The 25,756-nt window shown below is 75.7% G+C and carries 17 protein-coding genes; 9 read left to right on the plus strand and 8 right to left on the minus strand.

The genetic code is table 11. The annotated features are described in order from the left end of the window. Positions 1-30: 30 nt before the first annotated feature. The 3 genes from HDA31_RS15650 (at position 31) to HDA31_RS15660 (ending at position 3,483) form a co-directional block, all read left to right on the plus strand. Complete coding sequence (locus HDA31_RS15650; protein ID WP_178064644.1) at positions 31-1,437, plus strand: selenium-binding protein SBP56-related protein; 1,407 nt, start codon at positions 31-33, stop codon at positions 1,435-1,437. Beyond that, the gene (locus HDA31_RS15655) at positions 1,434-2,069 is read left to right on the plus strand and encodes a hypothetical protein (RefSeq protein WP_178064643.1); all 636 of its coding nucleotides are present in this window, start codon (positions 1,434-1,436) and stop codon (positions 2,067-2,069) included. The genes HDA31_RS15650 and HDA31_RS15655 overlap by 4 nt, the downstream gene beginning before the upstream one ends. A 79-nt stretch (positions 2,070-2,148) precedes the next feature. Then, positions 2,149-3,483 carry a molybdopterin-dependent oxidoreductase gene (locus HDA31_RS15660; RefSeq protein ID WP_178064642.1) on the plus strand — a complete coding sequence of 445 codons (1,335 nt, stop codon included), beginning with the start codon at positions 2,149-2,151 and terminating at the stop codon, positions 3,481-3,483. A gap of 18 nt (positions 3,484-3,501) precedes the next feature. Here HDA31_RS15660 and HDA31_RS15665 read toward each other — a convergent pair whose 3' ends face one another. From HDA31_RS15665 to HDA31_RS15700, 8 genes are all read right to left on the minus strand, one after another. Further along, positions 3,502-5,550, minus strand: coding sequence for an ABC transporter ATP-binding protein (locus tag HDA31_RS15665; RefSeq protein ID WP_425488123.1), 2,049 nt, complete (start codon positions 5,548-5,550; stop codon positions 3,502-3,504). Positions 5,551-5,775: 225 nt separating this feature from the next. Continuing rightward, positions 5,776-7,524 carry a M28 family metallopeptidase gene (locus HDA31_RS15670; RefSeq protein ID WP_178064641.1) on the minus strand — a complete coding sequence of 583 codons (1,749 nt, stop codon included), beginning with the start codon at positions 7,522-7,524 and terminating at the stop codon, positions 5,776-5,778. Between the two features lie 219 nt (positions 7,525-7,743). Next, on the minus strand, positions 7,744-9,402 hold the full coding sequence (locus HDA31_RS15675; protein WP_178064640.1) for an FAD-binding dehydrogenase: 1,659 nt from the start codon (positions 9,400-9,402) through the stop codon (positions 7,744-7,746). Positions 9,403-9,411: 9 nt separating this feature from the next. After that, positions 9,412-12,360: a DUF5682 family protein gene (locus HDA31_RS15680; protein WP_178067373.1), complete on the minus strand. Its 2,949-nt coding sequence runs from the start codon at positions 12,358-12,360 to the stop codon at positions 9,412-9,414. A 134-nt stretch (positions 12,361-12,494) separates the two neighbouring features. Continuing rightward, on the minus strand, positions 12,495-13,607 hold the full coding sequence (locus HDA31_RS15685) for an ATP-binding protein (protein WP_074476200.1): 1,113 nt from the start codon (positions 13,605-13,607) through the stop codon (positions 12,495-12,497). Between the two features lie 12 nt (positions 13,608-13,619). Continuing rightward, the gene (locus HDA31_RS15690; protein WP_246384604.1) at positions 13,620-15,149 is read right to left on the minus strand and encodes a VWA domain-containing protein; all 1,530 of its coding nucleotides are present in this window, start codon (positions 15,147-15,149) and stop codon (positions 13,620-13,622) included. Continuing rightward, complete coding sequence (locus tag HDA31_RS15695; protein ID WP_178064639.1) at positions 15,146-16,552, minus strand: hypothetical protein; 1,407 nt, start codon at positions 16,550-16,552, stop codon at positions 15,146-15,148. Before HDA31_RS15695 ends, HDA31_RS15690 begins: the two co-directional genes overlap by 4 nt. Beyond that, positions 16,552-17,058: a hypothetical protein gene (locus tag HDA31_RS15700; RefSeq protein WP_376701388.1), complete on the minus strand. Its 507-nt coding sequence runs from the start codon at positions 17,056-17,058 to the stop codon at positions 16,552-16,554. Before HDA31_RS15700 ends, HDA31_RS15695 begins: the two co-directional genes overlap by 1 nt. Positions 17,059-17,365: 307 nt before the next feature. Between HDA31_RS15700 and pgi the strand changes: the two genes are divergently transcribed. The 6 genes from pgi to HDA31_RS15730 all read left to right on the plus strand — a co-directional run bounded on the left by pgi (position 17,366) and on the right by HDA31_RS15730 (position 25,732). After that, positions 17,366-19,003, plus strand: a complete 1,638-nt coding sequence (gene pgi, locus HDA31_RS15705) for a glucose-6-phosphate isomerase (protein WP_178064638.1) — start codon at positions 17,366-17,368, stop codon at positions 19,001-19,003. Positions 19,004-19,220: 217 nt separating this feature from the next. Further along, positions 19,221-21,863: a class III lanthionine synthetase LanKC gene (gene lanKC / locus HDA31_RS15710; RefSeq protein ID WP_178064637.1), complete on the plus strand. Its 2,643-nt coding sequence runs from the start codon at positions 19,221-19,223 to the stop codon at positions 21,861-21,863. A gap of 6 nt (positions 21,864-21,869) precedes the next feature. Next, entirely contained in the window at positions 21,870-21,989 is a 120-nt protein-coding gene (locus tag HDA31_RS15715; RefSeq protein WP_074476205.1) for a SapB/AmfS family lanthipeptide, read from the plus strand. A gap of 38 nt (positions 21,990-22,027) precedes the next feature. Further along, positions 22,028-22,147: a SapB/AmfS family lanthipeptide gene (locus HDA31_RS15720; protein WP_043963346.1), complete on the plus strand. Its 120-nt coding sequence runs from the start codon at positions 22,028-22,030 to the stop codon at positions 22,145-22,147. Positions 22,148-22,223: 76 nt separating this feature from the next. Next, entirely contained in the window at positions 22,224-23,945 is a 1,722-nt protein-coding gene (locus tag HDA31_RS15725) for an ATP-binding cassette domain-containing protein (RefSeq protein ID WP_219825051.1), read from the plus strand. Then, positions 23,942-25,732, plus strand: a complete 1,791-nt coding sequence (locus HDA31_RS15730; protein ID WP_178064636.1) for an ATP-binding cassette domain-containing protein — start codon at positions 23,942-23,944, stop codon at positions 25,730-25,732. Before HDA31_RS15725 ends, HDA31_RS15730 begins: the two co-directional genes overlap by 4 nt. Positions 25,733-25,756: the final 24 nt, after the last annotated feature.

Consider the following 25,756-nt stretch of genomic DNA (forward strand, 5'->3'; position numbering starts at 1 on the left):
GAGCCGCCCACCACCCGACCCGGAGACCCGATGACCCGCTGGACCCCCGACCCGTCGTTCTACCCGTCGCCCCGGCAGGCGGCCCTGGCCCCCGCCGAGAAGCTGGCGTACGTCGCCGCGTTCGACCGCGCCGCCGAGCGGCCCGACGCCCTCGCCGTGCTCGACACCGACCCCGACTCCCCCGAGTACGGGCGGGTGGTCGGCTGGACCGACCTGCCGCACACCGGCGACGAGCTGCACCACTTCGGCTGGAACGCGTGCAGCAGCGCGCTCTGCCCCACCGCGCCGCACCCGCACGTCGAGCGCCGCTACCTGATCGTCCCCGGGCTGCGCTCGTCGCGGGTGCACGTGTACGACACCAAGCCCGACCCGCGCGCGCCGAAGCTGGTCAAGGTGATCGAGCCCGGGGAACTGGCCGAGCGGGCCGGGTACTCCCGCCCGCACACCGTGCACTGCGGGCCCGACGGCATCTACCTGTCCGCGCTCGGCGGGGCCGGCGACGCCGACGGCCCCGGCGGCATCGCGATCCTCGACCACACCACCTTCGACGTACGCGGGGCGTGGGAGGCCGACCGGGGCCCGCAGCACCTCGCGTACGACTTCTGGTGGCACCTCAACCACGACGTGCTGGTGACCAGCGAGTGGGGCACCCCGTCGATGATCGAGGACGGGATCGTCGGCGAACTGCTGCTCGGCCGCCGGTACGGGCACGCGATCCACTTCTGGGACCTGGCCAAACGGCGGCACGTGCAGCGGGTCGACCTCGGCGACGCGTACCAGATGCCCCTGGAGCTGCGCCCGGCCCACGACCCGACGCAGACGTACGGCTTCGTCGGCGTGGTGATCAGCGTCGAGGACCTGTCGGCCTCGATCTGGCTGTGGCACCGCGACGGCGAGGAGTGGGCCGTGACCAAGGTGATCGACATCCCCGCCGAGCCGGCCGACCCGGCGGACCTGCCCGACCTGCTCAAGCCGTTCGGTGCGGTGCCGCCGCTGGTCACCGACATCGACCTGTCCGTGGACGACCGCTTCCTCTACGTCTCCTGCTGGGGCACCGGCGAGCTGCGTCAGTACGACGTCGGCGACCCGTTCCACCCGGTGCTGACCGGATCGGTGCGCCTCGGCGGCATCGTGCGGCGCACCCCGCACCCCGGCTTCCCCGACGAGCCCCTGGCCGGCGGCCCGCAGATGGTGGAGATCAGCCGCGACGGCCGCCGGGTGTACGTGTCGAACTCGCTCTACGGCTCCTGGGACGACCAGTTCTATCCCGACGGGGTGGGCGCGTGGCTGGCCAAGCTGGACGTCGACACCGAGGCGGGCGGCCTCACCCCGGACGCCCGGTTCTTCCCACACGGCGAGGAGTTCCGGGGGCTGCGGGTGCACCAGACCCGGTTGCAGGGCGGCGACGCGTCCTCCGACTCGTACTGCTTCCCGTGACCGCGGCGACCTGGCTGACCCTGGCCGGGCTCGGCGCGTTCCACGGCTTGAACCCGGCGATGGGCTGGCTGTTCGCGGTGGCCCGCGGGTTGCAGGAGCGCAGCCGGCGGGTGCTGCTGGCGTCGCTGCCGCCGATCGCGCTCGGCCACCTCGCCTCCGTCGGCGTGGTGGCCGCGCTGGTCACGGCGACCCGGTCGGTCGCGGCGAGCACCGCCGTGGCGGTCACCGGCGGCGTGCTGCTGGTCGGGTTCGGGCTGTGGCGGCTGCTGTCGCGCCGGCACTTCCGCTGGGCCGGGATGCGGCTGTCGAACGCGCAGCTCGCCGGCTGGTCGTTTCTGATGTCGTCGGCGCACGGGGCGGGGCTGATGCTGCTGCCGGTGCTGCTCGCCGAGCCGGTCGCCGGTGGCGGGCACGCCGGGCACCTGACGGCGGCCCCGGCCGGGGCGCTGCCCGGGCTGGCCGCCGCCGGGGTGCACACGGTGGCGATGTTCGGCGTCGCGCTGGCCGCCGCCGTGGCCGTGTACGAGGTGCTCGGCGTCGGCGTGCTGCGCCGGGCGTGGTTCAACGTGGACCGGCTGTGGGCGGGGGTGCTGGTGGCCGCCGGGTTGGTGACCCTGGTCGCGGCGACCTGAGGGCGGCGCGGCGGTGCCCGTCGGCACGAACTCCTACTGATTCAATAGGGGTTTGTGCCGCCGTGCCGGAGGAGACCCGATGCCGCACTCCCTGTCGTACGACGAGGCCGACCACGACGCCCGGCGGGCCCGCCAGTGGCTCGCCGGGCAGGCCCGGGGCGAGGGGTTCGCCCGCCCGCGCCTGCTCGAACTCGGCACGGCGATGACCGCCCTCGCCGCCGCCGCGACCGAGCGCGAGCCGGTCGCCGTCGCGCCCCAACCGGTCGGCGCCGACCCCGGCGCAGCCGGGCCCGGCTCCCGCCCCGCCGCAGGCGCGGGCGGCGACCCGTCCGGCATCGTCAAGCCGCTGCCGCCGGGGCTGTTCGACCGGCACGACACCAACGCCGAGATGCGCTGGGCGGCGATGGCCGGGCAGGGGTACGTCGTGCCGACCGACCGGTTCTTCGTCCGCAACCACACCCGCACGCCCCGCATCGACGCCGGCACGTGGCGGCTGAGCCTGTTCGGCGACGGCCTGCGCGGCGCGCCCACCCGGGACCGGCCCGTCGAGTTCGGCTACGACGACCTGCGCCGGCTGCCCGCCGAACGGGTCACCGCGCTCGTCGAGTGCGCCGGCAACGGCCGCCGGTTCTTCGCCGGGCAGCAGGGCCGGCCGACGCCCGGGGTGGCGTGGGGGCTCGGCGGCGTGGGGGTGGCCCACTGGCGGGGCGTACGCCTGGCGGAGGTGTTGCGCCGGGCCGGGCTGACCGGCGCGGCCGTCGACGTGATGCCGGAGGGCCTGGACCCGGAGTACGTCACGGGCGGCGTGAACCTGGGCCGGGTCCGCCGCCCCCTGCCGGTCGGCAAGGCCCTCGACGACGTGCTGCTGGCGTACGAGATGAACGGCGAGCCGTTGCCGGCCGACCACGGCCACCCGGTGCGGGTGGTGGTGCCCGGCTGGATCGGCGTCTCCTCGATCAAGTGGGTCGGCCCGGTCGAGGTCTCCGCCACCGCCCTGTTCTCGCCGTGGAACACGCAGCTCTACCGCATGTTCGGCCCCGGCTACCCGGCCGGCGGCGCGACGCTGGGCGCGCAGTCGGTGAAGAGCGCCTTCGAGCTGCCCTGGGACGCGCGCGTGCCGGCCGGCGCGGAGGTGCTGCTGCGCGGCCGGTCCTGGTCGGGGGCGGGCCCGATCCGGTCGGTGCAGGTGCACACCGGCGACGGCGGCTGGCGACCTGCTGAACTGGTCGACGCCGACGCGGGCGGCCCGTGGCAGCGCTGGACGGCACGCTGGCGGCCGACGGGACCCGGCCCGGTGACGCTGCGCGCGCGGGCCACCGACGCCACCGGCGTCGGCCAGCCGGCGCAGGCCCGGCACAACGTCCTCGGGTACCTCTTCGACGGCGTCGTCCGGCACCCGGTGACGGTCTGCTGACGCGGCCGGTGTCGGCGGTCACGGCGGCGGGGCGGAGCCCTCGGCGTCGGCGAGGTAGCCGCTGGCCTGGAGGCGGAACAGCTCCTGGTAGAGGCCGTCGGCGGCGACCAGCTCGTCGTGGGTGCCCTGTTGCACGAGCCGGCCCCGTTCCAGCACGAAGATCTGGTCGGCGTGCCGGACGTTGGCCAGCCGGTGGGTGATCAGCACGACCGCCCGGTCCGGCCGCCGCCGCAGGTGCTGGAACAGGGCGTGCTCCGCGCGGGCGTCGAGCGCCGCCGACGGCTCGTCGCAGATCAGCAGCGGGGCGTCCCGGTAGAGGCCACGGGCGGCGACGAGGCGCTGCCACTGGCCGCCGGAGAGGTCGTGGCCGTCCTTGAACTCACGGTCGAGCAGCGTGTCGTACCCGAAGGGCAGGCCGACGATCATCTCGTGCGCGGCGGCGGCCCGGGCGGCGTCCTCCATGGTGGGACCCCGCTGCCCGGCGGCCCGGTCGTGCCGGCCCACCCGGATGTTCTGCCCGGCGGTGAACGGGAACTTCCACCAGTCCTGGGTGAGCACGGCGACCTGCGCGCCGGCCTGGCGCGGATCGAGCTGGGTCGTGTCGACCCCGTCCCAGTGGATCGTGCCGCCGGTGGGCCGGTACAGGCCGGCGATCAGCTTCGCCAGGGTCGTCTTGCCGGAGCCGTTCTCGCCGACGAGCGCGACCACCTGCCCCCGGCGTACGGTCAGGCTGACCTCGTCCACCGCCGGGCGGTCGGTGTCCGGGTACCGCAGGCTCACCCCGTCCAGCGTGACGACGTCGAACCCGTCGGTCGGCCGGTCGCCCCCGGCGGCGGTCCGGCTGACCGCGCGGTCCAGGAAGTCCCGGTAGTCCTGGTAGTAGAGGGCGTCCTCGTAGAGCGAGTTGGTGGCGAACACGGCGACGCCGAGGCTGGACCGGGCCGACTGGAGGGCGATCAGCGCCGTCGCGGCGGCGGCGAGGGCCACCATGCCGGCCAGCAGCAGGCCGGCGAGCACGGCGTACACGCCGAAGGTGGCCAGGCCGGCGGTGGTGGTGCCGAGCACCCTGGTCCGGGTCTGCGCGCGGACCAGGCGCAGGTGGGCCCGCGTCTCGGTGGCCATCATCCGGCGGTACTCGCCGAGCAGGAAGTCGCGCATCTGGTAGGCCCGGATCTCGGCGGCGGTGTGCCGGTTGGCCATCAGGTTGGCCAGCATCCACATCCGGCGACGCCGGTTGAACCGGGCCAGCATCTCCAGGTACTGCCGGCGGGCCATCTTCACGGCCGTCGCGGCCTCGGGCACCGCCGCCAGCAGCAGGCAGGGCAGCAGCAGCGGCTGGATCACGGTGACCGCCGCGGCGGTGGCGAGCACCCCGACCACTCCGGTGATCAGGTTGACGGTGTGGTCGACGACGAACGCCGCCTCCGTCACCCCGCGGTCGCGGGCCCGGTCCATCTCCTCGGCGAACCCGGCGTCGTCGAACGCGGCGAGGTCGACGGCCGTGGTCGCCTCGAACAGCCGTAGCTCGACCTGGTAGTTGATCTGGGGGGTGAGGCGGGCCTGCGCCCAGCCGGCCGCGATGGTCAGCGCCCCCTTGGCCGTCACGGCCGCCGCCGCCAGGGCCAGGGCCGGCAGCGCCGCCCGGATCCGGTCCGGCGTCGGGCCCGCCGCGAACAGCTCGCGCAGCACGCCGGTGGTGGCCAGCAGGCCGAGGGTGGTCATCACCCCGGCGGCCACGTTGAGCCCGATGGACGCGGCCGTGTCCCGGCGGCTGGTCGCCCAGGCCAGGGCGACCGCCTCGCGGACCAGCCGGGGCAGCCGGCGGGCGACCGCCCAGAAGGTGGTGTGGGCGAACTCGGTCGCGTGGTGCATCCACGCGCGGTCCTCCAACTCGGGCAGCACCGACGCGTCGCCATCGTCGGCCGCGCCTCCCGGCGACCCGGCACCGCCCGACGCTGCGCTGGCGGAACTGGTGGCCTCGGCGGAGCTGGCGGCCTCGGCGGGGTCGGCGGCATCGGCGGGGTTGGCGGCGTCGGGCGACCGGCGTTGGCGGACGGCTCTCTTCACGGGCCCCTCCAGGCAGGCGCGGGCCGCGACCGGCGGCACACCGACAACCATCGAGGAGCCTACTGTGCGCGACGGCCCGAAGTCAGCGCGTCATCGGCGTGTCGAACACGTGTCGCAACCGAGCCCGGGCGCGGCCCGGCGCGGGGCGGCTCCGCGCCGCCCCGCGCCGGTGAGAAGGGAACCCTGCTATACCGCAGGCGTTAACAAGGGGCCCTTCCTTGCACCTCAGCTGGCGGTGAGGGTGACGTCGTCGACGACGAAGCTCGTCTGCAACGACGCGTCCTCCACGCCGGTGAACGTCAGGGTGACGGTCTGCCCGGCGTAGGCGGCGACGTCGAAGGTGCGCTGGACGTAGCCGGTGGCCTTGTTCAGGTTCGAGTACGTCGCCAGGGTGGTGCCGCCGACGGCGACGGTAAGCTTGTCGTACTGCCTGGTCGAGGTGGTCTCGGCGGTGTCGATGTGCAGCCAGAACGACAGCGTGTAGCTGGCGCAGCCGGCCGGGACGGCCAGCGACTGCGACAGCGTCTGCGTGCGGCTGCCGCCGTAGCCGCCGAGCCACGCCTTGTACGAGCCGGCGTGCGCGGCCTGGCTGGCCGAGTTGGTGATCACGCCCGACGAGGCGGTCCAGACGGTGGCGCCGCTCTCGAAGCCGGAGTTGCCGACCAGCTGGCCGCCGGCGCAGCCGCCCGTGCCGGTCACGGTGACGCTGTAGGTGGCCGTGCGGGTCGCCGAACCGGTGCCGGTGACCGTGACGGTGTAGGTGCCGGTGGCGGCCGACGCGGAGGCGGCGATCGTCATCGTGGACGAGCCGCCGGAGGTCACCGACGACGGGCTGAACGAGACGGTCACCCCGCTGGGCGCGCCGCTGGCGGACAGGGCGACGGTCTGGGCGCTGCCGGAGGTGGTGGCGGTGGAGACCGTGGCGGTGGTGGACGCGCCCCGGGCGACGCTGCCGGCCGTCGGGCTCACCGCGACGGAGAAGTCGTTGGTCGGGGTGCCGCCGCCGACGGCCTGGTCCCAGATCGCGTACGCGACGCCGTCGGCGCTGCGGTTGAGGCCGGTGGCGTTGATGTTGCTGGTGGTGTCGCAAGACCGGTGGTAGCAGGGGTCGTAGGAGGCGTTGGCGGTGCCGCCCCACTTGGCGGCCTGGGCGCTGGTCTTGCGGGCGCTGGCCCCCATCGCGTAGCCGGAGGTGGGGATGCCTCCCTGCTGGAAGGAGTAGTCGTCGGAGCGGCCCTGGCCCTCGACGTTCTCCTCCGGCGACAGGCCGAGGGAGTCCCAGTACGCCTTCAGCGGCGCCGCCGTGGTCGAGGTGACCCGGTTGATGAAGTAGCCGCCGTTGGTCGAGGCCACCATGTCGAAGTTGTAGTACCCCTTGATGTAGCCCTTCTGGGCGGTGCTGAGCGAGTTGACGTAGAACTTGGAGCCCTGCAGGCCCTGCTCCTCGCCGTTCCACCAGGCGAACCGGACCCGCTTGGTCAGGCTCGGGTTCTGCTGGGCCAGCACGAGGGCGTTCTCCAGCAGCACGGACGAGCCGGAGGCGTTGTCGTTGATGCCGGGGCCGGCGGTGACGCCGTCGAGGTGCGCGCCGAACATGATGACCTGGTCGGCGGGGGCGCCGCCCGGCCACTCGGCGATCACGTTGTTGCCCGGGTAGGTGCAGTTGGTGCAGTTCTGCTCGGTGACCGTGTAGCCGACGGCCTGAAGCTTGCTCTTGACGTAGTTGACGGAGGCCGTGTAGCCGGCGGAGCCGGAGCGGCGGTTGCCGCCGTTGCTGGTGGCGATGCTCTGGAACTGGCTCAGGTGGGCCTGGACGTTCGTCACGGAGATGTCCGGCGCGGCCAGCGCCGCGACGGCGGGCGCGGCGGGGGCGGCTGGAGCCTCGGCGGCGGCGGCCGGCAGGGTCGCCGTCGACGTGGTCAACGCGAGGGCGGCGGCGAACGCCAGGCCCGCGGTCACTGTGCTGCGTCTCATGGGTGCTCCTCGGTGCAGGTAGGGGGTGTCGTGCACCTGGGCGTGACCGGACCCCGCTCGCGAGGGTGGGGCGAGCGGGGTCCGGCGGCGTGGCGAGGGGGCGCCGCGACGTTCGTTCCAGGGAAGGAAACACTTACACGCGTCGATTCAGCGGTCAATATCCATCATTGGTCATACCGGTGAGCTGATCACCCCAGGTCGGGGCGGGCACCGGCGGCGTCAGCGCGTCGCGGCGGCGGCCGCCCGGCCCGCCTGCCGGCCCGAGAAGAGGCAGCCGCCGAGGAAGGTGCCCTCCAGCGAGTTGTAGCCGTGCATGCCCCCGCCGCCGAAGCCGGCCACCTCGCCGGCCGCGTACACGCCGGGCAGCGGCTGCCCGTCGGGGCGCAGCACCCGCCCGTCCAGGTCGGTGTGCAGGCCGCCGAGGGTCTTGCGGGTCAGGATGTTGAGCCGCACCGCGATGAGCGGCCCCGCCGCCGGGTCCAGCAGCCGGTGCGGCGGGGCCACCCGGATCAGCCGGTCCCCCCGGTACGCCCGCGCGCCCCGGATCGCCGTGACCTGGGCGTCCTTGCCGAACGGGTGGGCGATCGCGCGGTCGCGGGCCTCGACGGTCCGCCGCACCTGCGCGGCGTCCAGGGCCGGGCCGCCGTCAGGGGCGACGAGGTCGTTCATCCCGGCCACCAGGGCCTCCAGGGTGTCGGCGACGACGAAGTCCGCGCCCCGCTCCAGGAACGCCGCCACCGGGGCCGGGGTGCCGGCGCGGGCCCGCTCGATCACCTGCCGGACGCTGCGGTTGGTCAGGTCCGGGTTCTGCTCGGAGCCGGAGAGGGCGAACTCCTTGGCGACGATCCTCTTGGTGAGCACGAACCAGCTGTGGTCGTGGCCGGTGGCGCGCAGGTGGCGCAGCGTGGCGAGGGTGTCGAAGCCGGGGAACAGCGGCGCGGGCAGCCGCCGGCCAGTGGCGTCCAGCCACAGCGACGACGGCCCGGGCAGGATCCGGATGCCGTGCTGCGGCCAGATCGGGTCCCAGTTGCGCAGCCCCTCGACGTAGTGCCACATCCGGTCCGGGTTGATCACCTGCCCGCCGGCGGCCTCGGTGATGCCGAGCATCCGCCCGTCGACGTGGGCGGGCACGCCGGAGACCATCCGCTTCGGCGGGTCACCGAGCCGCGCCGGCCAGGCCGCCCGCACCAGGTCGTGATCGCCGCCGATGCCGCCCGAGGTGACGACCACGGCCTGCGCCGCGTAGGCGAACTCGCCCACCTCGACCCGGGAGCTGGACGCCCCGCGCGGGACGTCGCTGGGCTCCAGCACCGCCCCGCGTACGCCGGCGACCGCCCCGCCGGTGGTGACCAGGCCGTCGACCCGGTGCCGGAAGCGCAGCCGCACCCGGCCGGCCTCCACCGCGGCGGCCAGCCGGCGGGCGAACGGCTCGACCACGCCGGGGCCGGTGCCCCAGGTGACGTGGAACCGGGGCACCGAGTTGCCGTGCCCGTCCGCCGCGCCGCCGCCCCGCTCGGCCCAGCCGACGACAGGGAAGAACCGGTGCCCCATGGACCGCAGCCAGGACCGCTTCTCCCCGGCGGCGAAGTGCACGTACGCCTCGGCCCACCGGCGCGGCCAGTGGTCCTCCGGACGGTCGAACGCCGCGCTGCCCAGCCAGTCCTGCCAGGCCAGCTCCACCGAGTCGCGCACCCCCATCCGCCGCTGCTCGGGCGAGTCGACCAGGAACAACCCGCCGAACGACCACCACGCCTGGCCGCCGAGGTTCTGCTCAGGCTCCTGGTCGAGCAGCAGCACCGTCCGGCCCGCGTCGGCGGCCTCGGTGGCGGCGACCAGACCGGCCAGGCCGGCGCCGACGACGATCACATCCGCATCCATGCCGGAACCCTACGGACCCGGCGGCGCTGCCCGCCATGTCGGCGAGCCGAGCAGGGCCGAGAGCGCGTCGGCGGTCGCCGGGTGCGCGGTGAGCAGCCCTGCGGCCTCGACGGCGACCGCCGAACCGGTGCCGCCCGAGCCGGTGCCGCCCGGCCCGGAGACGGCCGGACCGGCTCCGGCCGAGCCGAGGGCCCAGTCGCCGGCGCAGCCGAGCAGGTCCGCCACGGCGTCGCAGGTCGCCGGGTGGCCCGCCAGCAGATCGACCACCGGGCCGGCCACGGCGGCCACCGGCTGCGCCGCCGACCCCGGTCCCGGGGTCGTCACCGCCCCGCCGGCCGGCCGGTGCGTCCACGGGGGCACCCAGGCGTCCAGGGCGGGCAGGGCCGCCGGGAACGTGCGGCCGGCCTCGCGGACCAGGGTCGGCACCAGCTCGCCGGCCTGCGCGCGCAGCGTGGTGATCAACGTCGGCAGCCAGGGCAGCAGCACCGGGTCGGGCAGCCGGGCGAACGCGGTGGACATCGCCTCCACCACGAACGGCGTCAGCCCGGGCACCGGCTCCAGGGCCTGCACGAACCCGCTGAGGTACTGCGGGAAGGCCGGCACCACCAGCGGGTTGGCCAGCAGTTCGGTGCTGCGGGCGCGCAGCTGCGCCAGCGGCAGCAGGCCGAGGTGGTGCTGGGCGGCCCAGTGCAGCGCCACCCGGGCCGGCGCCTCCGGCCGGGACTGTCGCACGGCCAGTTCGAGCTGCGTACGGTCGCAGCCGAGGGACAGCGCGAGGCTCTCCATGCCGAACAGGAAGCCGAGCATCGCGCCCACCTGCCGCACCCCGGTCTCGGCGTCGACGAACGCGCTGGGCAGCAGGGTGCAGTAGTGGGCGTACCCGGTGGTGACGAACGCGGCGCACCAGGGCGGCAGGGTCGGCTCGGTGGCCCGGTAGTGGGCCAGCAGCCGGCGGATGCGGCGCAGCACCTCGGGGGCCTCGTCGACGGTCCGCTCGGCCGCGAGCAGCTCCACCGCCCGGGCGCCCAGCTCATCGACGAGCCGGCGGCCGTCGAGCAGCAGGAGCGCGTCCTCGACGGCTTCGAGGGCGACGGCGGCGGTGGCCCGGGGCCCCCACGCCCGGCGGCGCAGCCGCTGTTCGAGCACCTGCTCGATGGTGACGCCCTCGTAGCCCAGCTCGATCAGGGCGCGCTGGTGGCGGCCGAGGGCCAGGTCCCAGCTCTCCTGCGTCGACCGTTCCCCGAGCCGGCGCTCCCCCATGATCGGACGGACGGCGTCGTGGGGCAGCAGGTGCCGCAGCCGCCACAGCAGGTCCGAGCAGCCGGCCACGGCCGGGTCGGCGGTCAGGTCCAGCAGGGCCCGCTGGATGGTGCGCTTGTCCAGGTCGAGCCCGAGCGGGGCGAGCCGGTCGAGCACGTCGCGGGCCAGCGGCGGCAGGGCGTCGTAGCCGACCTGGCCGATCCGGTCGCCGCCGAGCAGGATCTCGCAGAGCCGGCGCACGTCGCGCCGGCCCGGGACCACGTCCTTCTCGATGCAGGTCACGGCCGCGTCGGCGAAGTCGTACGGGGTGGGGCGGGCCCGGTTGCGCAGCCCGGCGAGCAGGATCGACGTCTCGAACACGGCGATCGCGTCGGCGGTGCTGGCCAGGTAGCCGTTGCGGCGGGCCAGCCGGACGATGTCCACGCACCAGCCGCGCAGCTCCGCCTCGTCGAGTTCGTCGAGGACCGGCGGCCGGGCGAGGAACCCCGACAGCCGGTCGGTGACGGGCTCGTCGGCGGCCTCGGCCGGGGTGGCCCGGCGGGCCCGGCCCTTCGCCGGCCTGCCGCCGGCCTGCCCGGCCAGCCGGAACGGGGTAACCCCGGAGCGGGACACCGCCTTGGCCCAGGTGGCCGCCGCGATGGAGACCGAGCCGGGCGCCAGCCCGAACTGCGCCTCGATGGCGGAGTGGCTTGACGGGATCAGCCCGTACAGCCAGCGGGTGGCGGTGCGCGGGCTGATCTCGTACGGCGCGGCGGCGGGCCCGGTGCCGAACTGTTCGACGGGGCTCGCGGCGTGGAACGCGCCGCAGACGTAGAGGCAGTCGGCCGGGTCGACGCCGGAGGCGGCGAGGTGCTGCCGCATCCGGGTCCACATGTAGCGCTCGCGTTCGACGTCGCGGTCGAGGCGGTCGGCGTCGGCCGGGCGCAGCCGCCGGAACAGGCTGCCGATGAGGACCATCACCTGCCGGTACGTCTCGTGGTCGGCGGCGACGAGGGGCTGCTCGACGTACTGGTCCCACCACTCCGACCAGTGCCGGACCTTGCCGTGGTGCAGCAGGTAGGACTCCAGCTCGGCGAAGCGGGGCCGCAGGTCGCCGATCTCCACGCCGACGGCGTCGCCGTGCAGCGCGGCCTCCTCCTCGGCCGCCGCCGGTGCGTCGGAGGAGGACGGGGCCGGGCCCTCGGCCGGGTCGCGGGGTGCCCACTGGAAGACGTGGTCGACCGAGCGGTCCACCAGCACCAGCTCCACGCCGGGGGTCTCCAGCGCGTACGCGATGGCCTGGTATTCCGCCGACGCCTCGGTGATCGGGGCGACGACACTGAGCGGGGCCCACTCGGCGGGGAACCCGTCGAGTTTCGACGCGAACGCCTGCACGGCCACGGGCAGGCGGCAGTTGCGCAGCTCCCCCAGCAGGGGTTGCAGGTCCTCGCAGAGCTCCAGGTAGACGACCTTCGGTCGCTTGGCGCGCAGCCGGCGCGCCATGGCCAGGGCGGAGGCCGGTGAGTGGTGGCAGACCGGGAAGATCTCCAGCCGCTCGCCGAGTGCCCGGTCGACGTCGTCGATCATCCCGGTGAGGATCTCGGCGAGCGCGCCGGGGCTGCCGGCGAAGGCCGCGGCGGCGTCGGTGAGCTGGTCGCGCAGCGCGCCGAACGCGCCGGGGCCACCGGCGTGCGGGACCGGGACACCGGAGGTCGGCATGGTGACGCCGGAGGACAGGGCGGGGAGGCCGGGGGGCGGGGTGGGGAGGCCGGGGGGCGGGGTGGGGGCCGGCGCGACGACGGCGGGCGGGTGCACCCCGGGGCCCGCGCCCGGCGGGGTGGTCGTCGGGCCGGTCACGACAGGGTGGCGATCGTCTGGCGGCCGCCGTCGAGGAAGCCCTCCCACGGGCCGCCGTCGGCCTTGGCCCGGGGCTCCACCACGCCGTGCAGGTATTTGTTGAGGATCGCCAGGTCCTCCGGGGTGCGCCGGGCCAGCGAGCCGACCAGCGAGCCGGCGAGGGTCTCGGCGCGCAGGACGCGGTCGCCGAAGAACTGGCTGTGCAGGATGGCGTCCTCCAGGACGCCGATCTGCTCGGCGGTGGACAGCGCCGACTCCAGCTTCTCGTCGTCGCTCGTGGCCGACGCGGCGGCGGCCCGCAGGTCGGCGAAGCTCTGCAACAGGATGTCCAGCAGGGTGGGCGGGACGTCCAGCTCGATGCGGTGCCGGCGCAGCAGCTCCTCGGTGCGGAACCGGACGATCTCCGCCTCGCTGCGCTTGTTGGTCACCACGGGGATGCGGACGAAGTTGAACCGCCGCTTCAGCGCCGAGGAGAGGTCGTTGACGCCCCGGTCGCGGCTGTTGGCGGTGGCGATGATGGAGAAGCCGGGCCTGGCGAAGACGATGTTGTCGGCGTCCAGCTCGGGGATGGCGACGTACTTCTCGGACAGGATGGAGATCAGGGCGTCCTGCACGTCGCTGGTGGAGCGGGTCAGCTCCTCGAAGCGGCCGATGACGCCCTGCTCCATCGCGGTCATGATGGGCGACGGGATCATCGACTCGCGGGACTGCCCCCGGGCGATGACCATCGAGACGTTCCACGAGTATTTGATGTGGTCCTCGGTGGTGCCGGCGGTGCCCTGCACCACGAGGGTGGAGTTGCCGCAGATCGCGGCGGCGAGCAGCTCGGCGAGCCAGCTCTTGCCGGTGCCCGGGTCGCCGATGAGCAGCAGGCCCCGGTCGGAGGCGAGGGTGACGATGGCGCGTTCGACGAAGCTGCGGTCGCCGAACCACTTCTGGGCGACCTCCCGGTCGAGCCCGTCGGCCCGCTCGGAGCCGAGGACGAACAGCCGCACCATCCGGGGGCTCAGCCGCCACGAGAATGGCTTCGGGTCGGTGTCGACCGACTCCAGCCAGGCCAGCTCCTCGGCGAACGTGACCTCGGCGGGGGCGCGCAACATCTCGGACATGTCAGGGGTCTCCTAGGTGAGGAAGTTCTTCAGCTCGAAGACGAGCTTGCGGATGTGGCCGGAGACGACCGGGGTGCCCAGGTCCTTGAAGCGCTGCCGGAACCAGGGGTTGACGATCTGGCTGCCGGAGCTGTTGACCGAGCCGACGGGGATGAACTTCACCCCGGAGCGGTGCACCGCCTCGATGCCGTCGAACAGCGGCTGGGAGCGGTCGAACTCGTAGAAGTCGGAGATCCAGACCAGCACGGTGTTGCGCGGCTCGGTGATCTTCGGCCGGGCCATGGCCATCGCCACCGGGCCGTCGTTGCCGCCGCCGAGCTTGGTGCGCAGCAGCACCTCGAACGGGTCGTGCACCCACGGGGTCAGGTCCAGCGCCCGGGTGTCGTACGCGATGAGGTGCACGTCGACCTTGGGCAGGCCGGCGAAGATGGACGCCAGGATCGTGCAGTTGACCATCGAGTCGACCATCGAGCCGGACTGGTCGACGACCACGATCAGCCGGGCCGGGGTGGTGCGCCGGGCGGTCTGCCGGTAGAAGAGCCGGTCGACGTAGAGGCGCTGGTCCTCCGGGCTCCAGTTGGTGAGGTTCTTCCAGATCGTGCGGTCCAGGTCGAGGTTGCGGAACACCCGCTTCGGCGGCACCGACCGGTCGATCGCGCCGACGCTGGTCTGCTCGACCTGGGTGCGCAGCACCTCGGCGACCTCGTCGACGTAGCGGCGGATCAGCGACTTGGCGTTGGCCAGCGCCGCCCCGGACAGGTTCGACTTGTCGCGCAGCAGCTGCTCGATCAGCGACATGCTCGGGGTGAGCTTCGCGGCCAGCTTCGGGTCGGCGAGGACCTCGCGCAGGTGCATCCGGCGCACCAGGTCGCCCTCCAGCCCGGCGAGCACCCCGCCGAGGCCGCCGTTCGGCCCGTCGCCGGCCTGCCGGCGCAGCTCGCCGGGCTCGCAGCCCAGGGCCCGCTCGAACCAGCCGGCGTCGGACTGCCACCGGGCGAGCTGGGTGGCGCTGACGCTGCCGCCGCCGGTGGCGAACACGTTGAGCAGCAGCTTCGACACCAGCGCGGCCCGGCGCACCTCCGCGCCGCCGGCCGGCGCAGCCGGCCCGTCGCCCGCCGGGGCCACGTCGCCCGCCGGGGCCACGTCGCCCGCCGGCGGCGCAGTCGCCGCCGTTGGCTCGGTCGCCGGCAGCTCAGTGGCCGGCAGCTCAGTGGCCGTTGGCTCGGTCGCCGGCGGCTCGGTGGCCGCAGGCTGCTCGGCCTCGGGCGGGGTGAGCAGGCCGGTCAGCTCCCCGGCCAGGTCGGGGAAGCGCTGCACGACGGTGTCGACGGAGACCGCCGGGTCCAGCAGCGCGGCCGGCAGGCCGAGGTCGTCGACGACGGCGACGCTCGCCGCCTCCAGCGCCGGCTGCTCCTCGGGGTCGAACAACCGGGCCAGCAGCCGCCAGTAGAGCACCTGCCGGCGGTTGGCATCGGCGTTCACGGGCGTGCCCGGCGGGGTGGCTGCGGGCAGGCCCTGCGGGGTGTCGGGGGTCGCGGTCATCGGCGCAGCAGCCGTCCGGCGCGTTCCCGCAGCACGGCGACGGAGTCGCCGGCCTTCGCCTCGGCCTTGGCGACCTTCGCGTCGGTGGGGCCCTGCGCCCAGTCGCCGGTGTGCGCGACGACGGTGGCCCGCTTGACGGTGCTCTGCACGGCCAGCGGCTGCACCGTCCACCGGCCGGCGTCCCAGCGCAGCAGGCCCAGGCAGGCCGTCGAGGCGGCGACCAGGGCGGGGGTGAGCGGGCCGCAGGTCGGCAGCCGGTCGACGTCGACCGCGACGCTCACCCCGTCGACGGTGAACCGGACGTCGTCGCCGGTGGCGTCGACCGCGTAGCCCTCCAGCAGCACCGGCTCGGCGACGGCCACGGGGTGCCGGTCCAGCGGCGGCGTCGGCGCGGCCGCCGCGGCGGGCAGCAGCACCCGGGCGGTGGCGAACGGGTCGGCCGGCTCACCGACCCGGGCCTGCCCGTCGCGCCACCACAGGTCACCGCCGGTCAGCGGCAGGTCGGTCACCTCCAGGGCGCGGCGGCCGGCCAGCGCGGCCAGCAGGACCGGGTGGTCGGCGAGCAGCCGCCACAGCGCCGGGCCGACGATCGTGTCGACCTTCGTCGCGGCGACGGCGGTGCGGACCAGCCGCGGCGGGGCCCCGCCGGGCGGTTCGAGGACGGCGTGCACCTGCGCCTGGACGGCGGTGGCGTGCTCGTGCACGTCGACGCCGAGCACCAGCAGCCGGCCGGAGACGCGCTCGGTGGCGGCCGGGTCGGCCACCCGGGCGTCGTCCTGGGCGAGCAGCACGGCGCGGGCCCACAGGTCGGCCCACCGCCGGGCCGGCACCGCCGGCATGGTGGCCACCGGGCAGGACGCGGCCAGCTCGCCGGCCAGGCCGTCGAGGAGCACGGCGAGCCGGCGCAGCGGCGCGACGGCGAGACTCGCCTCGATCGGCCGGGCCCCGGCCGCCGCCAGGTCGTGACCGACCCCGCGCCAGCCGGTGATGGCCAGCTCGGTCAGCCAGGACCGGGCGGCGGGCAGCGGGGCGGCGGCCCCGGCCGGCAACGGCCCGGCCGGCGGGGCGGGCAGCGCGGCGCGCTCCCGGCCGAGCGCGGCGTCGGCGGCGGCGAGCAGGGCGTCGTGGGCCGCGCCGAGCAGGGCGGTGCGCGCCCCGGCCAGGGCGGCGAGGTGCTCGTCGGCGGGCGCGCCGGCGGTGACCTTCGCGACCGCCTCGGCGACCCGGCCGCCCAGCGGGGTGACGGCCAGGGCGGCGGCGAGGTCGCCGAGCGCGGCGAGCTGCGCCTCGCCCGGGCGGGCCAGGCCGGTGACCAGGGCGTCGTCGAGGCCGGCGACCACGTCGAGGGCCGCGTCGACGCCGAGCGGCGCGTCGGCCAGCGCGCTGAGCTGGGCCCCCCGCATCAGCGGCCCGCCCCGGTCGCCGGGAACCAGTGCAGCTCGGGCAGCGGCCCGTCGGCCGCCGGCAGCTCCAGGTAGGCCAGGTGGCGCAGGAACCGGCTGAACACGACCGCCGCCGGGGTGGGCTCGTGGTGGCCGTGCAGCGCCCGGAGCAGGTCGCCGCCGGTCTGCGCCCCGTCGGGGACGTCGACGCGCAGGTAGCGCCCGACGCGGGCGACGCCGTATTGCAGGACGGCCTCGTCGAGCAGCGCGTGCAGGTGCTTGCAGGGCGCGCCGCGCAGGCCGCCGCAGGGCCGGTTGTTGTTGGTGGAGCAGTGGTAGGCGTGGCTGCCGGCGGTGACCGAGGAGACGTAGACCCGCTCGATGTCGGAGCCGCTGGACACCACGCCCTGCAACCGGCCGTCCGCCAGCTCGACGAAGGGGACCTTCGCCAGCTTGCGGGGGCGCACCGCGGGCAGCACCGGCGCGAGGCTGCGCCGCTCCCACGGTGCGTGCTGCGTCTGGGGCACTGCGACCTCCGACCCGGGCGCCCGCGGGCGCGCCGATCTGGAGCACCGGCGGCGGGCCGGCGCACGACGACAGGGGATCGGCGGGGCACGGTGGCCCACCGGAACGGGCCCCACGGCGCCCGTCCTGGGAAAGATCATGCCCCCGGGGTACGACAGGTTCGCCGCCGGGCCGGACGCGCGGGCGGCGGTGCGCGCGCCGGGGGTGCGCCACGTCCCGGCTGGTGGCAGTCTGGCCCGGGCGGCCGGGCACACGCAGTACGGTTACGGCCGCGCAACGGTTGTGAGCAGGTGCGGGAGGAGAGCCGTAATGGCCGAGGAGATCACCACCACCGACGAGTGGCGGGCGCTGGCGGCGCACGCGGAGAAGCTGCGGGACGCGCACCTGCGCGACCTGTTCGCCGCCGACCCGGACCGCGGTGAGCGGCTGGCCGGCGAGCTGGCGGACCTGCACGTCGACTACAGCAAGAACCTGGTCACCGACGAGACGCTGGCCCTGCTCGCCGCCCTGGCGGGGCGGGCCCGGCTGACCGACCGGATCGCGGCCATGTTCGCCGGGGCGCACATCAACACCACGGAGGACCGGGCGGTGCTGCACACGGCGCTGCGCGCCCCGGCGGGCGCGGCGCTGACCGTGGACGGCCGCGACGTGGTGGCCGACGTGCACGCGGTGCTGGACCGGATGGCGGCGTTCGCCGACCGGGTCCGCTCCGGCGAGTGGGTCGGGCACACCGGCGAGCGCATCCGCACGGTGGTCAACATCGGCATCGGCGGCTCCGACCTGGGGCCGGTGATGGCGTACGAGGCGCTGCGGGCGTACCGGGACGCGGGGATCTCCTGCCGGTTCGTCTCCAACATCGACCCGACGGACATCGCCGAGGCGACGGCCGACCTGGACCCGGCGAGCACCCTGTTCGTGGTGGTGTCGAAGACGTTCTCCACCCAGGAGACGCTGGCCAACGCGCGGCAGGCCCGCGACTGGTTGCTCGCCGGCCTGGGCGGCGACGCCTCGGCGGTGGCCCGGCACTTCGTCGCGGTGAGCACCAACGAGCAGCGGGTGCGCGACTTCGGCATCGACCCGGCGAACATGTTCGGCTTCTGGGACTGGGTGGGCGGGCGCTACTCGCTGCCCTCGGCCGTCGGGCTGTCGGTGATGCTGGCGGTCGGGCCGGCGCGGTTCCGGGAGCTGCTGGCCGGCTACCACGCCGTCGACGAGCACTTCCGCACCACGCCGGTGGAGCGCAACGTGCCGGCGCTGCTCGGGCTGCTCAACGTCTGGTACACCAACTTCCTGGGCGCGCAGACCCACGCGGTGCTGCCGTACTCGCAGTACCTGCACCGGTTCCCGGCGTACCTGCAGCAGCTCACGATGGAGAGCAACGGCAAGTCGGTGACGCTGGACGGCACCCGCGTGTCGTACGACACCGGGGAGATCTTCTGGGGCGAGCCCGGCACCAACGGTCAGCACGCCTTCTACCAGCTCATCCACCAGGGCACCCGGCTGGTGCCGGCGGACTTCATCGGGTTCAGCCGGCCCCGGCACGACCTGGGCGACATGCACGACCTGTTCATGTCGAACTTCTTCGCGCAGACCGCGGCGCTGGCGTTCGGGCGCACCCGGGAGCAGGTGGAGGCCGAGGGCACCCCGGCGGAGCTGGCGGAGCACAAGGTGATGCCGGGCAACCACCCGACCACCTCGATCGTCGCTGCCGAGCTGACCCCGGCCGTGCTCGGCCAGCTCATCGCGCTCTACGAGCACATCGTGTTCACCGAGGGCGCGATCTGGGACATCAACCCGTTCGACCAGTGGGGGGTGGAGCTGGGCAAGGTGATGGCCAACCAGCTCGCGCCGCTGCTCACCGGCGACGAGGCCGACCTGTCCGGCCTGGACTCGTCGACCCGCGCCCTGATCGCCCGCTACCGGGCGCAGCGGCACGCCACCGACTGACCGGTCGCGGTTCTCCGGAACCGGCCGACGCCCCCACGGCGTCGGCCGGTTCTTTCTTTCGAGGCGGCACGGGTCGCCGGTGACTTTTGTCACCGCGGACCGTGCGCCCCGCATCCATGGGCATGACTAACTGCACTGGGGGCGGGCGGGTCCGGTCCACGAGACTCGTATCCGTCGCCGGGCAAACGAACCGGCCGAGATCGCGGAGGGGGTCACGGTGGACGAGCGCTACGACAACTACTGCGCCGCGGACCGGATCTTCTACGACTCGCCGGGCAGCGCGGTCGCGCAGCCGGCGTTCGCCGCCGCCGGGCGGGACGTGCCGGCCGGCTGGCGTCGCGAACCGCTCGACGACTGGCTGATCCACGCACCGGAGGGCGGCTCGCTGCCCCAGCAGGGCTGGAAGATCCATGTGTCGGCGACCCTCGACAACGCCGAGCGGGTGCTCGACGCGGTGTGGGACTACTGCGTGCCGCGCGGAATGTCGTTCAAGTTCCTGCGCGGGCCGCGCACCCTGCTGCTGCGCAACTCGAAGTACGCCTCGCGGTCGGCCAGCGGCAAGTTCGTCACCATCTACCCGCAGGACACCGCCGAGCTGGAGCTGGCCTGCAAGGAGCTCGACGCGCTGCTCGCCGGCGAGGCCGGGCCGTACATCCTCAGCGACCTGCGCTACGGCGCCGGGCCGGTGCACGTGCGCTACGGCGGCTTCGCCCGCCGCTACTGCCTCTCCCCGGACGGGCAGGTCGTCCCGGCGATCGCCGACGCCTCCGGCACCCTGGTGCCCGACCGCCGCGACCCGGTGTTCCACCTGCCCGACTGGGTGTCGCTGCCGGACTTCCTGGCCCCGCACCTGGCCGCCCGCAACGCCACCAGCACCACCGAGGTCCCCTACAAGATCGAGAAGGTCATCCACTTCTCCAACGGCGGCGGCCTGTACGTGGGCCGCGACCTGCGCACCGACGCCCAGGTGGTGCTCAAGGAGGCCCGCCCGCACGCCGGCCTCGACGCCGACGGCGTCGACGCGGTGGCCCGGCTGGCCCGGGAGGCCGCCGCGCTGCGCCGGCTCGCCGACCTGCCCCAGGTGCCCGCCGTGCACGACGAGTTCGCCATCGGCGACCACCGGTTCCTGGCCCTGGAGTTCGTCGAGGGCCGGTCGCTGAACAAGGTGGTCGTCGAGAAGTACCCGCTGATCGACTCCGACGCCACCGACGCCGACCGGGCCGAGTACGCCCGCTGGGCGCGCGACGTCCTCACCCAGGTCGAGGCGATCGTCGGCGCGATCCACGAGCGCGGCCTCGTCTACGGCGACCTGCACCTGTTCAACATCATGGTCCGCCCCGGCGACCGGGTGGCCCTGGTCGACTTCGAGGTCACCGCCCCGATCGAGGGGCACCGCCGCCCCGGCCTGCGCAACCAGGGGTTCGCCGCGCCGAACGACCGCACCGGCCCCGCCGTCGACCGGTACGCGCTGGCCTGCCTGCGCCTGGCCCTGTTCCTGCCGCTGACCCAGCTCGTCCGGCTCGCCCCCGACAAGGCCGCCCACCTCGCCGACGTCGTCGCCGAGCACTTCCCGGTGCCCCGCGAGTGGCTGGCCGAGGCGGTCGCCGAGATCACCGGCGGCGGACGCGCGGACGCCGGCGACGGCGGGCACACCGCGACCGGCCAAGGGCAGCCGGACGACGCCGACGACGCCTTCGACGCGACCGGCGACTGGCCCGGCACGCGTCGGCGGATCGTCACCGCGATCCTCGCCAGCGCCACGCCGCAGCGCGACGACCGGCTTTTCCCCGGCGACATCGAGCAGTTCCGCAGCGGCGGGCTCAACCTGGCCCACGGCGCGGCCGGGGTGCTGCACGCCCTCGCCGTCAGCGGCGCGGGCCGGTTCCCCGAGCACGAACAGTGGCTCGTGCGGCGGGCCACCGCCCCGGCGTCGGGCACCCGGATCGGCTTCTACGACGGCCTGCACGGCGTGGCGTACGCGCTGGAGCACCTGGGCCGCCGCGCCGACGCCCTCGACGTCCTCGACGTCTGCCTGCGCCAGCCCTGGACCGAGCTGGACCTGAGCCTGGCCAACGGCCTGTCCGGCATCGCCCTGAACCTCGCCGAGCTGGCCGGGCGCACCGGGGAGACCGCGCTGCGCGCCGCCGCCGACGAGGTCACCGCAGCCGTGCTCGACCGGCTCGCCGACGACCCCGGCCCGGACATCAGCGGCGGCCGGAATCCGTACGCGGGGCTGCTGCGCGGGCGCACCGGGGCGGCGCTGCTGCTGGTGCGGATGCACGAGCTGACCGGCGACCCGGCGCTGCTGGAGCACGCCGCCACCGCGCTGCGGCAGGACCTGCGCCGGTGCGTGGTGCGCCCGAACGGGGCGCTGGAGGTCAACGAGGGCTGGCGCACCATGCCGTACCTCGGGCAGGGCGGCGTCGGCGTCGGCCTGGTCCTCGACCAGTACCTCCGCCACCGCGCCGACGAGCGCTTCGCCGAGGCCAGCGCCGGGGCACGCCGGGCCGCCCGGTCCCCGTTCTACGCCCAGTCCGGCCTCTTCGCCGGCCGGGCCGGGATCATCGCGTACCTGGCGACGCTCCCCGACGCGGACAGCCGCCGCGAGTTGGACGCGCAGCTGCGCCGGCTCGGCTGGCACGCGCTGCCGTACGGCGGCGGGACCGCCTTCCCCGGCGAGCAGCTGCTGCGGCTCTCCATGGACCTGGGCACCGGCGCCGCCGGGGTGCTGTTCGCGCTGGCCTGCGCGCGGCACGACGAGCCGGCGACCCTGCCCTTCCTCGCGCCGCTGGCCGGCGCGCCCGAACTCCCCCGCAGCGGCGGGGGCGGTCACGACCCGCTACCCGACGGGGGGAGGTGATTCGACATGGCACTCCTGGACCTCCAGGGCCTCGAGCTGGCCCCGGCCGACCGCACCAGCGGCGACTCCCGGGCGAGCCTGCTGCTCTGCGGCGACAGCGGCCTCTCCGTCACCACCTGCAACTGACCCCATCCACCGCACCACCTCCGAAAGGACTGATCAACATGGCGCTCCTCGACCTCCAGGGCCTCGAGATGGCCCCGGCCGACCGCACCGGCGGTGGCTCCAGCGCGAGCCTGCTGCTCTGCGGCGACAGCGGCCTCTCCGTCACCACCTGCAACTGACCCAGGCCGTTCCGCGGCGCCCCGGGTGGACAGACGTGTCCACCCGGGGCCGCCCGCCGTTATGCGGGGAGGCGCGATGCGCAGGGGCGACGGGCCGTTCCGCCAGGCCGCCCGCGACGCCGGGGGCTGGGCCTGGGCGCTGGGCGCGGTCACCCTGGCCGGCGCCGTCGCCGAGCTGCTGCTGCCGGCGGCGCTCGGGCTCGCCGTCGACGCGGCCCTGACCGGTGGGAGCCGCTGGTGGCCGGTGGCCGTCTGCGCCCTGGTCGCCGTGCTCGTCGCCACCGACACCCTCGGCGACCTGGCCGGCGGCTACGGGGCCGCCCGGGCCACCGCCCGGCTACGCGGCCGGCTGCTGCGGCACCTGTTCGCCCTCGACGTGCGCGCCGCCCGCCGGTACCCGGTGGGCGACCTGGTGGGCCGGCTGGTCGGGCAGGCCGCCGACGCCGGCCAGGCCGGCAACACCGTCGTGCTGGGCGCGATCGCGCTGCTGCCCCCGCTGGGCAGCGTCGTGGCGCTCACCCTGATCGAGCCGGCGCTGGGGATCACCCTGCTCGCCGGCCTCGTGCTGCTCGCCGGCCTGATGCGCGCGTTCGTCACCGACGCGTCGGCGGCCACCGCCGGCTACCAGAAGGCCCTGAACCGGATCGCCGGCCGGCTGCTGGAGTCCCTCGCGGGCGCGCGGACCATCGCCGCCGCCGGGACCCGGCGACGGGAACAGGCCCGGGTGCTCGCCACCCTGCCGGAGCTGGGCGGGTACGGCCGGCGCGGCTGGGAGCTGCTGGCCCGCGCCAGCGCCCGCACCGCCGCCGTCGCGCCGCTGCTGCAACTGGCCGTGGTCGCCGTCGGCGGGTACGCCCTGACGGCCGGCTGGCTCACCCCCGGCCAGCTCGTCTCGGCGGTCCGCTACGCGGCGACCGGGGCGGGGCTGGGCGCGGTGCTGGCCACCCTGAACCGGCTCGTGCGCAGCCGCTCCGGGGCCGCCCGCGTCGCCGAGCTGCTCGCCCTGCCCGCGCCGGCCGACGGCGACGCCCCGCTGCCGCCGGGCGCCGGGGCGCTGCGGCTGCACGGCGTGACCGTGCACGGCGACGACGGCCGGCCCGTCCTCCACGGCGTCGACCTGGACGTGCCGGCCGGCGCGACGGTGGCGGTGGTCGGTTCCTCCGGCGCCGGCAAGTCCACCCTCGCCGCCGTCGCCGGCCGGCTGCACGACCCCGACGCCGGTCAGGTGCGGCTCGACGGGGTGCCGCTGCCCCGGCTCGACCCGGCCGAGCTGCGCCGCGCCGTCGGCTACGCCTTCGACCGTCCCGCCCTGGTCGGCGCGACCGTGCACGACGCGGTCGGCCTGGCGTTGCCCCCGCAGCAGGCCGCGCCCCCGGCCGACGGCGCCCCGGCGACGGTCGCCGTGCGGCGGGCCGCCGAGGCGGCGGCCGTGGACGACGTCGTCGCCCGGCTGCCGCAGGGCTTCCGCACCCCGCTGGCCGACGCGCCGTTCTCCGGCGGCGAGGCGCAGCGCCTCGGGCTGGCCCGGGCGTTCGCCGGGGCGCGCCGGCTGCTGATCCTCGACGACGCCACGTCCAGCCTGGACACCGTCACCGAGCACCGGATCTCCCGGGCGGTGACCGGGGGCCCGGGCGGACGTACCCGCCTCGTGGTCACCCACCGGGCCGCCACGGCGGCGGCGGCCGACCTGGTGGCGTGGCTCGACGGCGGGCGGCTGCGGGCCGTCGCCCCGCACTCCCGGCTCTGGGCCGACCCGGCGTACCGGGCGGTCTTCCGCACCGACGGGGAGGCCGGGTGAGCGCCCGGGGCGGCCGCGCGGGCACGGCCGGGGTGGGGCGCGCCACGTGGGCGGCGCTGCGCGCCCGGCGCGCGGCCGTGGCGCGGCTGGCCGGCTGGTCGGCCGTGGAGGCGCTGCCGGCGCTGCTGTCGGGGGCCCTGGTGGCGCGGGCCGTCGACGGGGGCTTCCTGGCCGGGCGGCTCGGCACGGGGCTCGGCTGGCTGGCGGCGCTGGGCGCGGCGGTGCTCGTCGGGGCGGTGGCGACCGGCCGGACGTACCGCAGCCTCGGCGCGGTGGTCGAACCGTTCCGCGACGACCTCGCCGCCCGGGTGGTCCGGGCCGCCCTGCACGACGCGACCCGGCCCGGCGGACGCCCGGACAGCGCCGCCGCGGCCCGGCTGACGCACCAGGTGGAGCTGGTCCGCGACACCTTCGCCGGCCTGCTCCTGGTGACCCGGGGGTTCCTCTTCGCCGCCGGCGCGGCCCTGATCGGGCTGCTCGCCCTCGACCCGGTGGTCGCGGCGCTGGTGGGCGCGCCCCTCGTCGCGGGGCTGGTGGTGTTCCTCGCCGCGCTCCCGGCGATGGCGGGGCTGCAGCGCCGGTACGTGCGCGCCGGGGAGGAGCTGGGGCGGGCCGCCTCCACCGCGCTGACCGGGCACCGCGACGTGCGGGCCTGCGGCGCGGCCGGGCGGGTCGTCGCCGACGTGGACACGCGGGTGGCCGACCAGGCCGCCGCCGAGCGCACGCTGGCCCGGATGTCCGCCGTGCGCAGCCTCAGCCTCGGCCTCGGCGGCTGGCTGCCGCTGGCGGTGCTGCTGCTCGCCGCGCCCTGGCTGGTCGACCGGGGCCTCACCGCCGGGGCGGTGCTCGGCGCGCTGATGTACGTCTCCACCGGCGTCCAGCCCGCCCTGCACGCGCTGGTGCAGGGCGTCGGGGGCGGCGGGTTGCGCTACGTGGTCACCCTCGACCGCATCCTGCGGGCCTGCCCCGACGAGGCGGGCGGCACACCCGTGGGGCGGCCCGACGCCGCACCCGTCCCGGCCGACGGCGCACCCGTCCCGGCAGACGGCGAGCCGCCCGCCGTCTGCGCCCGGCGGCTGACGTTCCGGTACGGCGTCGCGGCGCGGCCGGTGCTCGAGGACGCGGGCGTGACGCTGGCCGCCGGGGAGCACCTCGCCGTGGTCGGGCCGAGCGGGGCGGGCAAGTCCACCCTGGCCGCCCTGCTGTCCGGGCTGCTCGCGCCGCAGGCCGGCAGCGTGCGCCTCGGCGGGGTCCCGGTCGCCGACGCCCCGCCCGAGGCCCTGGCCCGGCTGCGGGCGTTGGTGCCGCAGGAGGCGTACGTCTTCACGGGGTCACTCGCCGACAACCTGCGCTACCTGCGGCCGGACGCCGACGACGCCACGGTCGCCGCCGCCCTCGACGCCCTCGGTGCGGGCCCGCTCGCCGCCCGACTCGGCGGGCTGGCCGGGGAGGTGGAGCCGGCGGCGCTCTCGGCCGGCGAACGGCAGCTGATCGCGGCGGTGCGGGCGTACCTCTCCCCCGCCCCGCTGGTGCTGCTCGACGAGGCGACCTGCCACCTGGACCCGGCCGCCGAGGCGCGGGTCGAGGAGGCCTTCGCCCGACGCCCGGGCACGCTGGTGGTGATCGCCCACCGGATCAGCTCGGCCGTGCGGGCCCGCCGGGTGCTGGTGCTCGACGGCGCACGGCCGGTGGTCGGCACCCACGAGGAGCTGCTGGCCCGGTCGGCGACGTACCGGGAACTCGTCGGCCACTGGGACGACCGGCCGGCCGCCGCCGCCCGGAGCTGACCGCCCCGGGCTGCGGCGGGCCGG

It is taken from the genome of Micromonospora carbonacea (assembly GCF_014205165.1).
Taxonomy (GTDB): Bacteria; Actinomycetota; Actinomycetes; order Mycobacteriales; family Micromonosporaceae; genus Micromonospora; species Micromonospora carbonacea.